We start from the raw sequence: 13,200 nt of genomic DNA on the forward strand, positions 1-13,200 counted from the left end.
AAAGGAGAGGGATTATTGTGGAAAGAAGTTTATCTATGGAGTTAGTACGTGTAACAGAGGCTGCAGCTTTATCATCAGCGCGTTGGATGGGACGCGGGAAAAAGGATGAAGCAGACGGTGCAGCAACATCAGCTATGCGTGACGTATTTGATACGATTCCGATGAAAGGTACAGTTGTTATTGGTGAAGGTGAGATGGATGAAGCACCAATGCTGTATATCGGAGAAAAATTAGGTACAGGATATGGTCCACGTGTAGACGTTGCAGTTGATCCTTTAGAAGGGACAAACATCGTGGCAGCTGGTGGGTGGAATGCTCTTGCTGTTATTGCAATTGCAGATCACGGTAATTTGTTACATGCTCCTGACATGTACATGGATAAAATCGCGGTTGGCCCAGAAGCAGTTGGGGCGGTCGATATTGATGCGCCTATTATCGATAACTTACGTGCAGTTGCGAAAGCGAAAAATAAAGATATTGAAGATGTTGTAGCGACAGTTTTAAACCGTCCACGTCATCAAGCAATTATTGAAGAAATTCGTAAAGCTGGTGCTCGCATTAAATTGATTAATGATGGAGACGTAGCTGGCGCAATCAATACTGCATTTGATCGTACAGGTGTAGATATTTTATTCGGCTCTGGTGGAGCACCTGAGGGTGTATTAGCAGCAGTTGCACTAAAATGTTTAGGTGGAGAGATTCACGGAAAACTATTACCACAAAACGAAGCTGAATTGGCGCGTTGTAAAAAAATGGGCATTGAAGATATAAATCGTATCCTGCGTATGGAAGACTTAGTAAAAGGTGACGATGCAATCTTTGCAGCAACAGGCGTAACAGATGGTGAACTATTACGCGGCGTTCAATTTAAAGGTAGCGTAGGAACAACACAATCCCTTGTTATGCGCGCAAAATCAGGTACAGTACGCTTCGTAGACGGACGTCATAGTTTGAATAAAAAACCAAACTTGGTTATTAAATAAAAAGCGTAAGCAACTCGTTCAGAATGGGAGGGGGATGGAACTTCTGGCGTAGAGGCGCTTTTTGCCTCGTAGGAAGAAGTGAAGCCACCGACCATTCTAGTTGCTGGAGCTGGATTAAATAAAAGGTGGAAGCAGCTCGCTCAGAATCGCAGGGCATTGGAACTATCGACCTTGAAGCGCTTTTTGCTTCGAGTGAGAAAGTGAAATGACCGGGGATTTTAGCTGCTGGAACTGGACTAAGTAAAAGCGTAAGCAGCTTGCTCAGAAGGGGAAGGCATTGGAGCTCTCGACCATTCTAGCTACTGGAACTAGGTTAAATAAAAGCGAAGACAAATTTTCTTGTCTTCGCTTCTTGTATTTGTGTTCCAACGTATTGATTAAAACTAGATAAAAGGGTTACAATAGTGAATATTACCCTACTTGAACTTATTGCCTTTCATTATTAATTATTTGCCTTCCGTATTTTTTCCCTTTACCCATGTGAAAAGAGAATAACGTTAAAGTGTGGTGTCTGAATGAATTTGTCAATTGCAGCATTAGAAAACATGAAATTAAAAGAGTTATACGAGCTTGCGAAAGAATTTAAGATTTCGTATTATAGCAAATTAACGAAAAAAGAGTTAATCTTCGCTATCCTAAAAGCTCGAGCAGAAAAAGAAGGTTTCTTCTTCATGGAAGGCGTATTAGAAATTATTCAATCAGAAGGATTTGGATTCCTACGTCCTATCAACTATTCTCCAAGCTCAGAAGATATTTATATCTCAGCTTCGCAAATCCGTCGTTTCGATTTACGTAATGGAGACAAGGTTTCTGGTAAAGTACGACCTCCGAAAGAAAATGAACGCTATTTTGGATTGTTACAAGTTGAAGCTGTAAACGGAGATGATCCAGAGTCAGCAAAAGAGCGTGTGCATTTCCCTGCATTAACACCATTATACCCAGATCGCCAAATGAAATTGGAAACGGAACCGAAAAAGTTACCGACACGCATCATGGATTTAATCGCACCAGTTGGATTTGGACAACGTGGTTTAATTGTCGCGCCTCCAAAGGCTGGTAAAACTAGTCTATTAAAAGAAATCGCACACAGTGTTACAACAAATCATCCGGAAGCTGAATTAATTGTACTGCTAATTGATGAGCGTCCAGAGGAAGTAACAGACATTGAACGTTCTGTTAAAGGTGATGTTGTAAGCTCTACTTTTGATGAAGTACCAGAAAATCATATTAAAGTAGCGGAACTTGTGTTAGAACGTGCAATGCGTCTTGTAGAGCACAAAAAAGATGTTATCATTTTAATGGATAGTATTACCCGTTTAGCGCGAGCTTACAACCTTGTTATTCCGCCAAGTGGTAGAACATTATCGGGTGGTATCGACCCAGCTGCCTTCCATAGACCGAAGCGTTTCTTTGGAGCTGCACGTAATATTGAAGAAGGCGGTAGCTTAACAATTTTAGCAACAGCGCTTGTTGATACAGGATCTCGTATGGACGATGTAATTTACGAAGAATTTAAAGGAACTGGAAATATGGAACTTCACTTAGATCGTTCATTAGCTGAGCGTCGTATCTTCCCGGCAATTGATATTCGCCGTTCTGGTACACGTAAGGAAGATCTATTAATTCCGAAAGAACATTTAGACAAGCTATGGGGTATTCGTAAAACAATGCGCGATACACCAGACTTTGTCGAAGGTTTCTTACGTAAACTTCGTCAAACAAAGACAAATGAAGAATTTTTACAAAACATTGTTGCAGATTCAAAAAGATATGTAACAACGAAGTAAAGGGAAAAGATTGGGACTCGCTTATTTTGTGGTAAGCGAGTTTTTTATGTTTTTTAGGTGATGTTAAAGAGAGATGAGTGGAAGAATATTAGTTAATCATAGCCGGATGGGCTGTCTCCACTTTAAGATAATATCCAGCTCCAGCGGCTAGAATCTCCGGTCATTTCGCTCTCTCGCATGAAGCAAAAAGCGCTTCAAGATCGAGAGCTCCAAATAGCCTGCGATTCTGAACGAGCCGCTTCTGCTTTTAAAATGTATCCAGTTCCGACGGCTAGCTCTTCGTGTCTAAGAACCTCCCGCATTAAAGGTAAAAAGCACCTTTTATGCGAGAGAACCTTAGCCAGTCAGAGCTGAACAAGCCGTCTCCACTTTAAATTTAAAAAGACAAAAACAGGTAGTTGCAAAATGAAGTTAGCCTTGTTATAATTTCATCATATGTGTTTCATCAATATAGTTGTGTATGCAGCTGAAGATGAAAAACTCTGTTTCGAAAATGATTCAGGGCGGAAGGAGATGAAAAGAATGAAAGCAGGAATTCACCCAGATTACAAGAAAGTTGTATTCATGGACACAAACACAGGCTTCAAATTCTTAAGCGGATCTACTAAAGGATCTAACGAAACTGTTGAGTGGGAAGATGGTAACACTTATCCATTACTAAAAGTTGAGATCAGTTCTGATTCTCACCCATTCTACACTGGACGTCAGAAGTTTGCTACTGCAGACGGACGCGTTGACCGCTTCAATAAGAAATACGGTCTTAAGTAATAAAAACATAAAACAGGCAAGTGTATGTATTCGCTTGTCTGTTTTTTTTGCGAAAATATTATACCTTTACCCTACTTTTAAGTAAAAGTAGATGAAAGGAGAGCTTCATGTACTTAATAAATCAGAACGGTTGGATTGAAGTGATTTGCGGTAGTATGTTTTCTGGCAAATCAGAAGAGCTTATCCGCCGTGTGCGCCGTACACAATTTGCGAAACAACATGCAATTGTATTTAAACCATGTATTGATAATCGCTATAGTGAAGAAGACGTTGTATCACATAACGGATTAAAGGTAAGAGCAGTTCCTGTTTCAGCGTCAAAAGATATATTTGAGCATATCACTGAAGAGATGGATGTAATTGCAATCGATGAGGTGCAATTCTTTGATGGGGACATTGTGGAAGTGGTGCAAGTATTGGCAAATCGTGGCTATCGTGTCATTGTAGCTGGTTTAGACCAAGATTTCCGTGGTCTACCATTTGGACAAGTTCCTCAGCTGATGGCGATTGCTGAACATGTAACAAAACTACAAGCAGTATGTTCTGCATGCGGATCTCCGGCAAGTCGTACACAACGATTAATTGATGGAGAACCAGCGGCATTTGATGATCCGATTATTTTAGTTGGGGCTTCAGAATCTTATGAACCACGCTGTCGTCATTGTCATGCAGTTCCTACAAACAAAGATAAGTAAAACTCGCTGCGCAAGGCGGGTTTTTTTCAGAATTGAGAGTATGAGCGGTGTGAGCCGCTTGCGCTTTTAAATATATCTAGTTCCGGTGGCTAGCTCTTCGTTTCTAAGAACCTCCTGCACGAGAAGACAAAAAGCGTCTTCTGTGCAAGAGAACCTTAGCCAGTCAGAGCTGAGTGAGCCACCTCCACTTTTAAATATAATTTGCGTTTTTTTGAGTAAGTACCATATACTATTTGTATTAGATACTAGGATGTAGAGGTGAATGATGTGTTAGATCGTTTGCAAGCTGTAGAAAATCGTTATGAGAAGTTAAATGAATTGTTAAGCGACCCAGAGGTTATTAGCGATACAAATAAGCTTCGTGAGTATTCAAAGGAACAGTCTGATATACAGGAAACGGTAGAAGTGTATCGTGAGTATAAAGATGTTCGTGAGCAATTAAAAGATGCGAAAGCAATGTTAGAAGATAAGTTAGACGCAGAAATGCGTGAAATGGTAAAAGAAGAGGTTTCTGAGTTAGAGTCACAAGATAAAACATTATCAGAGCGTCTGAAAATTTTACTTGTTCCAAAAGACCCTAATGATGATAAGAACGTTATCGTTGAGGTTCGTGGAGCTGCTGGTGGCGACGAGGCTGCTTTATTTGCTGGTGACTTATACCGTATGTATAGCCGTTACGCTGAGGTGCAAGGCTGGAAAACGGAGATTATTGAGGCTAGCTATACAGAGTTAGGCGGATATAAAGAGATTATCTTTATGATTAACGGTAAAGGTGCGTTCGCGAAGCTGAAATTCGAGAATGGTGCTCACCGTGTACAACGTGTTCCTGAAACGGAATCTGGCGGACGTATTCATACATCTACAGCAACTGTAGCTGTATTACCAGAGGCAGAAGAAGTAGAAATTGACATTCATGAGAAAGATGTTCGTGTTGATACATTCGCTTCTAGTGGACCTGGTGGACAGAGCGTTAATACAACGATGTCAGCAGTACGTTTAACGCATTTACCGACTGGTGTAGTTGTATCGTGTCAGGATGAGAAATCACAAATTAAGAATAAAGAAAAAGCGATGAAAGTATTACGCGCACGTGTTTATGATAAGTTTAGACAAGAAGCACAAGCTGAGTATGATCAAAACCGTAAACAAGCTGTTGGTACGGGTGATCGTTCAGAGCGTATTCGTACGTATAACTTCCCGCAAAACCGTGTTACAGACCATCGAATCGGCTTAACGATTCAAAAGCTAGATCAAATCTTACAAGGTAAGTTAGATGATTTCATCAATGCCTTAGTGATGGAAGATCAGGCTCAAAAGATGGAGGCAGCTGAGTAATGCGTGTCTATGAAGCCCTGAAATGGGCTTCTTCTTTTTTACAGGAAAATGGACGAGATGAAAATGCGGGAGAAATTGTCCTTTGTCATGTATTAAAGGTGAATAGAACTGGATTGTTGATGAATATGCGTGAGGAAATAACTGCAGAACAAGAAACAAGTTTTACAGAGTTTATCCACAAGCATGTAGAAGGTATTCCTATTCAATATATGATTGGTTATGAAATGTTTTATGGCCGATCGTTCTTTGTGAATGAAGAAGTATTAATACCAAGACCGGAAACAGAAGAGCTTATAGTGGGAGTATTAGAAAGAATCGAGCGCCATTTTGGTGATGAGAAACTACATGTAGCAGATATCGGTACAGGTAGCGGAGCGATTTCGATTACGCTTGCTTTAGAAAATAAAAATCTTCATGTGTATACGGTAGATATTGCGCAGGAGTCGATTGAGGTTGCAAAAGAAAATGCAAAAACTTTGGGCGCAGAAGTAACGTTCTATCACGGTGACTTATTATCACCATTTCATAAAACAGGTCAAAAGTTAGACGTTGTTGTTTCAAATCCTCCGTATATACCGGAAGAGGATTGGCGTGGCCTTTCTCCTGTGGTGAAAGAGCATGAGCCAAAGAGAGCACTTGTTGGTGGTGAAGACGGATTAGATTTCTATCGCCGTTTTATGGAAGAGTTGCCGAATGTGTTGCAGAAGAAAGCAATTGTGGCATTTGAAGTTGGAGTGGGGCAAGGTGAGGACGTGAAAGAGCTGTTACAACAAGCTTTTCCTCATGCTTATGTTGAGGTTGTTTTTGATATTAATGGAAAAGACCGTATGGTATTTGCAGAGATGGAGTAAGGTTCACACCTTACTCTATTTTTTTGTGGAAAAATTCATATAGATTTTGAATTTAATAGTTTAGAAAGATGAAAGTCTGTCCACACTGTTTGTAGAAGGGACGGTGGAGGAAATGAAAAAACAAGTTATTGCTTATCTTCTTCTATTATTAATTGGTGCACAGTTGCTTGTGCAGTTTGGATATATGAAAGCTGATGCGAAAGGGCCTTCAGTTATTCCGAAAGAGGCCGTTCGATTACGGATTTTAGCAAATAGTGATTCAGATAAAGATCAGGAGTTAAAGCGCAAAGTACGTGATGAAGTAAAAGCACAAATTGATGGATGGGTAGCGGATTTAACTTCATTTGAAGAGGCGCGTAAAGTCATTCAAAGTCATATTCCAGAAATCGAAAAAACAGTGGCAAATACGTTGAAAAAAGAAGGTAGTAAAGATTCATTTCAAGTGAAATTCAGTAAGAATGTAAAGTTTCCGACAAAGGTATATGGGAATTTTATTTACCCGGCAGGAGAATATGAGGCGGTATTGATTACAATTGGTGAAGGTGAAGGGGCAAACTGGTGGTGTGTATTATTTCCGCCGATGTGTTTCTTAGATTTTTCAAGTGGTACAGCTGTAAGGAAAGAAGAACATGTTGTGAAGGCTGAATCTCCTGAAGAGGAGCGGGTAAAACCATTAGATGAAGAAGAAGTAGGTCCAGAAGAGAAAAAAGAGGATGAGGTGAAAGAAGAGAAAGTTGTAAAGCAGAAAGTCGTAAACAAAGTAACAGCTTCTGAAAAGAAAGTAGTAAAAAATGAAACGAAAGTAGAAGAACAACCTGTAAGTAAAGAAGAAACAAAAACTGTGGAAAAAGTGGAGAAACCTGTGGAACAAAAGCAAGAAAAACAAAATGAGTATGTAAAAGTAGAGGAGGAAGAAGAAAAGCCAGAAGTGAAGTTATTTATTGTAGAGGCTTTTACATCTTTATTCTCTAAATAGTACTATTAGTAGGTCCCTTCTCATATATAAAAAAGAGGAGGGATTTACTATGAAGAAAGTATATTTTGCGACGAAAGCAGATGTGGAAAGATTGCATTCTTTTTTCGGACAAGCTAATAAAAAAGATGATAAAATAAATGAGTTGTACGCGCAATTTATGATTTTGGAAGAGGCGGAAGAAATACGGGCTGTCATCGGATATGAACAAAGTGAAGAACACGCACTGATTCGTTCTTGTTTATTCACACCTAATGTGGATAAACAGACTTTCTTATATTTTTTTGAAATGTTTTTGCAGTATATGAAAGAAAAAAATATTCGACAATTGTACTTACTAACAAATCATCCACAATCTATAACAATCTTTCAGTTTTTTGACTTTGTTACTATAGAGAAAGAAAACGTACCTGAGGGAATTCGACAGTTAGAACACTTTTGTAAAAATATAAAAGAGCCAAATGCAATAATACTAAATTGTCAGCTATTCACAAAGTTATCCACGGATTAATTAGGTTTATCCACATTTTGTGGATAAACCTTGTTTGTCTTTTGGATAAATCTCATAGTAAACTAAAAATAGACAAGTATTTCAGGGTAGAAAAGGACGTGGGAAAAAATGCATACAAATATGTGGGTTGTGGATAATGTTGTGGAAAGAAAAAAATATTATCCACAGTTACAAGAAGCAGCAAAATTATTAAGGGAAAACGAGGCGATTGCCTTCCCTACCGAAACGGTATATGGATTAGGTGCAAACGCGATGAATGATGAAGCAATCGCGAAAATTTTTGAAGCGAAAGGAAGACCGAGTGATAATCCACTGATTGTCCACATCGGTACAAAATCACAGTTGGACGGGATTGTGAAAGAAATTCCGCCCGTTGCAGAGAAATTAATGGAGCACTTTTGGCCAGGCCCGTTAACAATTATTTTACCTAGAAAAGAAGGTATTTCAGAGAAGGTGACGGCAGGACTTAATACGGTTGGAGTAAGAATGCCTGATCATCCAGTAGCGCTTGCTCTTATTGAAGAGGCAAATGTACCTGTTGCAGCACCGAGTGCGAATCGTTCTGGTCGTCCAAGTCCGACGTTAGCGTCTCACGTATATGAAGATTTAAATGAGAAAATTGCAGGTATTGTAGATGGTGGTGCAACAGGAGTAGGTGTTGAATCGACTGTAATTGATTGTACGAGCGCTGTTCCAACGATATTACGTCCAGGTGGGATTACGAAAGAACAATTGGAAGCGGTGATTGGTACTGTTTCTTTAGATCCGGCTTTAAAGGATGAGAAGGAAAAACCGAAATCACCTGGAATGAAATATACACATTATGCACCGAAAGCGCCACTGAGTATTGTGGAAGGTTCACGTGAATTTATTCAACGCCTTGTGGATGAGAAGAAAGAAGAAGGGTTCAAAGTAGGTGTATTAACGACAGAAGAGTATCAGCATGTATATAGCACGGATGTTGTCTTGTCTTGTGGTGTTCGAAGCGATTTAGCAAGCGTTGCGACTAAATTATATGATGTACTGAGAACGTTTGATGCAAGTGAAGTAGATGTTATTTTTAGTGAATCATTCCCGAATGAAGGAATAGGGAATGCCATTATGAATCGCTTAACGAAAGCGGCAGGCCATCAAATTATTACTGAATGATAAGGTACGATTAGCAAACAGAATATTTCTCCTCGGATAAGCATATTTTGAAGTAGCACGTCCGAGGAGGGGCATGAATGACGTTTGAACAGCTAATACCTTTAACAATTATGGCATTCGCCTTAGGGATGGATGCATTCTCGGTGAGTCTTGGTATGGGAATGATGACCTTAAAGGGAAGACAAATCCTGTATATCGGTATGACGATAGGGATATTTCATATTATCATGCCATTTATAGGGATGGTATTAGGTCGTTTTTTATCAGAGCAGTATGGGGATATTGCACATTTTGCAGGTGCTATTTTATTAATTGGACTAGGGTTCTATATTGTATATTCCTCTATTTTGGAGAATGAAGAGACTAGAACGGCCCCTATTGGAATTAGTTTATTCGTATTTGCATTTGGTGTTAGTATAGATAGTTTTTCAGTAGGCCTTAGTCTTGGTATTTACGGAGCGCAGACACTTATTACGATATTACTTTTTGGGTTTGTTAGTATGTTATTAGCGTGGCTTGGTTTATTAATTGGTAGGCATGCGAAAGATATGCTCGGCACATATGGCGAGATAGTAGGCGGTATCATTTTGGTTGGATTTGGATTATATCTCCTTTTTCCTATATAATTTTAAGGAGGAGGGCGTTATGAACAAGCTATTAGAATGGTATATTCGATTTGTAACTTTCTTTCCTAGATGGTTGCGACTGCTTATTATTTGGGGTATTATTTTGCAAATTTCAATTTTAGATTGGATGAAGTTAATTCGCGAATGGTAAGATAGCTCCTTTCTGTGCATAGTTTTATTTATACTATACTGATTGCACTAAAAAATTACACATATAGAAAGGATGAGATGAATGACGAGATTGAAGCAAGTTTTTGGTATTATTATTAGTTTTTTTGTATTTTGGTTTAGTATGCTTGGCGTACAAATGTTTGCTGAGTTTTTAGATATTGATTCATTGAAGTTTGTTGCGGGAAAAACGGAGGCAGCGCGTGCCTTTTATTCTCCATACCCGTTTTTAATTGTTTTTCTAATTACATTGCTTTCCCTATATTTCTTAGTAATTAAGCTTGGGAAACCGAAAAAAGAGAAAGTACCTACTTTAGAGGAGCAGAAGGAAGAGATATAAGGGGGATACTATGTCTAACATTTCTTTAGCAGAAGCTGTAAAATTAAAAAGTGTATTATCGAAAAGAATACATGAGTTAGAAGGAGAGATGAACCAAATTGGATTTGTTGAAATTGAAAAAGGTGATACACTTCCAAAACAGACGCGTACATTGATACAGGTTGAGCAGGAACTAGATGAAGTTCGCGCTGATTTTCGTCTTTTAGATAAATTGATGTATGAAGCTAATATCCAAAATGAAGTGAATTTCAATGGAGAGAATATAACGATTGTTGAAGCGATAGAACTTGCAACACAACTACGTGCAAAAGCTCGAAAGTGTAAAGAGTTTGGTGTGAGTAAGAAAGAAGAGCATGTATATTCTTACGGTGAAACATCGTCTCTTTTAAAAGTAGCGATGTTTGATCCTGAAGTATATCGTGTAAAAGGTTTAGAATTAGAGAGACAAGCTAATAGATTGTCCAATTTAATTAATGCGAAAAACTACGCGGTTGAACTAGACTTCGATGGTGAAAAATACTTTTAAACCTTGAAGTGGTGAGACTCCGCTTCAAGGCATAGAAGAAGACCACTTTTGTAAAATGAGATTTTGTGATGGCAAAGGGTACAACCAATCATCCAATAACCAATCACACTGTTACTTTTTACCGATGACCAATGATGGTAAAAGAGGTCGATGACCAAAATTGAAAAATTATTTTTCTTCTTCTATGAAAAGGCTGTACCAAATTATTTTGGTACAGCCTTTTGTATTTTACAGGTATTTTATTTTGAGTGAATTGCGTCCGCCTTTAGGGTGATATCCGGCTTCGGCGGTTAGAACCTCCAGTCATTTCGCTCTCTCGCTCGAAGCAAAAAGCGCTTCAAGGTCGAGAGCTTGAAGTGCCCTGCGATTCTGAACGAGCTGCTTCCACTTTTAAACAGGCCTTACCAATTCAAATTGTTCTCCTAGTTTTGCGTAGTTATGTCCTGCTAGACGGCTTACTGGTTTTAGTCCCTCTGCGTGAATGCGACCTTTTTCGTATAGGTGTTCTGCGACGTGGAAACGAACGACGCGTCCGATTAGTAAATCGCAAGCTGGTGAGTCTTCTGTTCCGCCAAGAGGGATTGCACGCTCTAGTACGCACTCCATTCGAATGTTTGCTTCTTTTACACCTGGAACGGAGATGACATCACTTTCAATTGGTGTTAGTTTCGCTAGTTCAATTTCACTTTCATTTGGCGGGAGGTTAGCTGCTGTTTCGTTAATTGCTTCTACGTAAGATTCATCAGAAATATGTACGACAAACTCACCTTTTTCAATTGCATTTCGAGAAGTGTCCTTTCTTTCTCCTGCTTTCCGTTGCACAGAAACTGAAATAAGTGGTGGATTTGCAGCGACGATGTTGAAATAACTATATGGTGCGCCGTTTAATATGCCGTCTTTTGTTACAGAAGTAACGAATGCGACAGGGCGTGGAATAATACTTCCTGTTAATAATTTGTAATTCTCTTTTTCCGTTTGTTCGTTTGGATTAATGGATAACATACTTAAAATCCCCTTTCTAAATATGACGACTTATTGTTTCTTTACAAGATGTTAGTGGAAAACTCCTGCTGAAAATAATATTTTTATTACATAAAAAGAACTTACTTCAATCGTAATGAAGTAAGTTCCGTTCAAATAATCTTGAATTCAAGATAAAAATTATAATAAAACGTATGCGCCAGGTCCGATTAAAGCTACGCCAATTGCAACAGCGATTAACATTAAGTTATATTCGTATCCGTTTTGTGTAACCCAGTAACCATTTTTTCCGTGAACAGTGAAGATTGCCATTAACATTGTTCCAACGATAAATAATGAACCGATTGCAGTGAAGATACCTGATGCGAATAAGAAACCACCTAATAATTCGGTTGCACCAGCCATAAACGCCATGAATACACCAGGGCGTAAACCAATTGATTCCATCCAGCCACCTGTTCCTTTTAAACCGTAACCGCCGAACCAACCAAATAATTTTTGAGCACCATGACCCATGAATGTAATACCTATAATAAGACGAATAATAAGAAGACCGAAATCCATCATTTTCAAAACCTCCAAAAAGTTATTAACTTACCTTATGTAAGTAATGATAAAATAGTTACTTACTTTAGTCGAGCGTATTTCGAAAAAAGTTTGAATAAAATTTTACAAATTAACAACAAAAAATAAAATGTAGTAAAGACCTCTAGACAAGTTGGGTAAAAAAAGAGAAAATATAAGTAGAAGTTAACTTCTTATTGTTATTCAGACAATCAGAATTGACTGGAATTTTGTGAGACGCTACAATAAGAGTCTAGTAGTAATGACGTAATTTATTTCGAAAGCGTTTTTACAGTATAATATTCGAAGTATGAGGTCTTACGTTTATTCAGATCTTTAATAGAGATTGCCCTATAAACTTTTAGGTAAATTATAAGGAGGACTATCCTATGTTTAAAAAATTATTCGGTCTTGGTTCAAAAACAAATGAAGAAACAATCGTAGCTCCATTAACTGGAGCAGTGAAAAATATTGAAGAAGTACCAGATCCAGTATTCGCTGGTCGTATGATGGGCGATGGTGTTGCAATTGATCCTACTGAAGGTGTAGTTGTATCTCCAGTTGATGGTGAAATCGTACAATTATTCCACACGAAACATGCGATTGGAATTAAAGCGAAAAACGGTACAGAAATTTTAATCCACGTTGGATTAGAAACTGTAAAAATGGAAGGCGAAGGTTTCGAAGCTCACGTTTCTGAAGGACAAGCTGTAAAAGCTGGAGATAAATTAATCTCATTCGACTTAGAATTAATCCGTGAAAAAGCGAAAAGCACAATTACTCCAATCGTTATCACAAATACAGATGCAGCTGAGTCTATTAAGACAACTGTAGGTGTAACTGCTACAAAAGGTTCAACAGAAGTAATGAAAGTTACAATGAAATAATTATTACATGAAAGGAATCCGTTTCTTATGAAATGGATTCCTTATTTTCTTTTGGA

16 protein-coding genes are annotated in these 13,200 nt (G+C 38.5%); 14 read left to right on the top strand and 2 right to left on the bottom strand.

What is annotated here, in order from left to right; all coding sequences use genetic code 11:
- Window positions 1-17 precede the first annotated feature (17 nt).
- From glpX to FS742_RS21315, 13 genes are all read left to right on the top strand, one after another.
- Window positions 18-983: a class II fructose-bisphosphatase gene (gene glpX, locus FS742_RS21260; protein ID WP_000442336.1), complete on the top strand. Its 966-nt coding sequence runs from the start codon at window positions 18-20 to the stop codon at window positions 981-983.
- A gap of 515 nt (window positions 984-1,498) precedes the next feature.
- Window positions 1,499-2,770 (top strand): transcription termination factor Rho, encoded by a 1,272-nt coding sequence (rho, locus tag FS742_RS21265; RefSeq protein ID WP_001053898.1) that lies wholly within the window; start codon window positions 1,499-1,501, stop codon window positions 2,768-2,770.
- Between the two features lie 522 nt (window positions 2,771-3,292).
- Complete coding sequence (locus FS742_RS21270) at window positions 3,293-3,538, top strand: type B 50S ribosomal protein L31 (RefSeq protein WP_000643433.1); 246 nt, start codon at window positions 3,293-3,295, stop codon at window positions 3,536-3,538.
- A 107-nt stretch (window positions 3,539-3,645) separates the two neighbouring features.
- Entirely contained in the window at window positions 3,646-4,233 is a 588-nt protein-coding gene (locus FS742_RS21275) for a thymidine kinase (RefSeq protein ID WP_098670892.1), read from the top strand.
- A 267-nt stretch (window positions 4,234-4,500) separates the two neighbouring features.
- Window positions 4,501-5,568: a peptide chain release factor 1 gene (gene prfA, locus FS742_RS21280; RefSeq protein ID WP_136699512.1), complete on the top strand. Its 1,068-nt coding sequence runs from the start codon at window positions 4,501-4,503 to the stop codon at window positions 5,566-5,568.
- On the top strand, window positions 5,568-6,419 hold the full coding sequence (gene prmC, locus FS742_RS21285) for a peptide chain release factor N(5)-glutamine methyltransferase (RefSeq protein ID WP_144614920.1): 852 nt from the start codon (window positions 5,568-5,570) through the stop codon (window positions 6,417-6,419). The genes prfA and prmC overlap by 1 nt, the downstream gene beginning before the upstream one ends.
- A 112-nt stretch (window positions 6,420-6,531) precedes the next feature.
- Window positions 6,532-7,395 (top strand): stage II sporulation protein R, encoded by an 864-nt coding sequence (gene spoIIR / locus FS742_RS21290; RefSeq protein ID WP_144614922.1) that lies wholly within the window; start codon window positions 6,532-6,534, stop codon window positions 7,393-7,395.
- A 49-nt stretch (window positions 7,396-7,444) separates the two neighbouring features.
- The gene (locus tag FS742_RS21295) at window positions 7,445-7,903 is read left to right on the top strand and encodes a GNAT family N-acetyltransferase (RefSeq protein WP_000758431.1); all 459 of its coding nucleotides are present in this window, start codon (window positions 7,445-7,447) and stop codon (window positions 7,901-7,903) included.
- Window positions 7,904-8,011: 108 nt separating this feature from the next.
- The gene (locus FS742_RS21300; protein ID WP_144614923.1) at window positions 8,012-9,052 is read left to right on the top strand and encodes an L-threonylcarbamoyladenylate synthase; all 1,041 of its coding nucleotides are present in this window, start codon (window positions 8,012-8,014) and stop codon (window positions 9,050-9,052) included.
- Window positions 9,053-9,129: 77 nt separating this feature from the next.
- Window positions 9,130-9,678, top strand: coding sequence for a manganese efflux pump MntP (locus tag FS742_RS21305; protein ID WP_000142485.1), 549 nt, complete (start codon window positions 9,130-9,132; stop codon window positions 9,676-9,678).
- 19 nt (window positions 9,679-9,697) lie between these two features.
- Window positions 9,698-9,829, top strand: coding sequence for a hypothetical protein (locus FS742_RS28070; protein ID WP_260869680.1), 132 nt, complete (start codon window positions 9,698-9,700; stop codon window positions 9,827-9,829).
- Window positions 9,830-9,910: 81 nt separating this feature from the next.
- Complete coding sequence (locus tag FS742_RS21310; RefSeq protein ID WP_144614925.1) at window positions 9,911-10,186, top strand: DUF3935 domain-containing protein; 276 nt, start codon at window positions 9,911-9,913, stop codon at window positions 10,184-10,186.
- Between the two features lie 10 nt (window positions 10,187-10,196).
- Window positions 10,197-10,712: a hypothetical protein gene (locus tag FS742_RS21315; protein ID WP_144614927.1), complete on the top strand. Its 516-nt coding sequence runs from the start codon at window positions 10,197-10,199 to the stop codon at window positions 10,710-10,712.
- Between the two features lie 390 nt (window positions 10,713-11,102).
- Here the strand turns inward: FS742_RS21315 and FS742_RS21320 are convergent, their stop codons facing one another.
- Both FS742_RS21320 and FS742_RS21325 read right to left on the bottom strand, forming a co-directional pair.
- Window positions 11,103-11,714: a flavin reductase family protein gene (locus FS742_RS21320; RefSeq protein WP_144614929.1), complete on the bottom strand. Its 612-nt coding sequence runs from the start codon at window positions 11,712-11,714 to the stop codon at window positions 11,103-11,105.
- 159 nt (window positions 11,715-11,873) lie between these two features.
- The gene (locus FS742_RS21325; protein ID WP_000968618.1) at window positions 11,874-12,260 is read right to left on the bottom strand and encodes a DoxX family protein; all 387 of its coding nucleotides are present in this window, start codon (window positions 12,258-12,260) and stop codon (window positions 11,874-11,876) included.
- Between the two features lie 386 nt (window positions 12,261-12,646).
- On the opposite strand from FS742_RS21325, the gene FS742_RS21330 reads away from it, so the two are divergent.
- Window positions 12,647-13,144, top strand: coding sequence for a PTS sugar transporter subunit IIA (locus FS742_RS21330; protein WP_000473666.1), 498 nt, complete (start codon window positions 12,647-12,649; stop codon window positions 13,142-13,144).
- The last annotated feature ends 56 nt before the right edge of the window (window positions 13,145-13,200 follow it).

The sequence above is a fragment of the Bacillus cereus genome (assembly GCF_007678085.1).
Lineage (GTDB): Bacteria > Bacillota > Bacilli > Bacillales > Bacillaceae_G > Bacillus_A > Bacillus_A cereus_BE.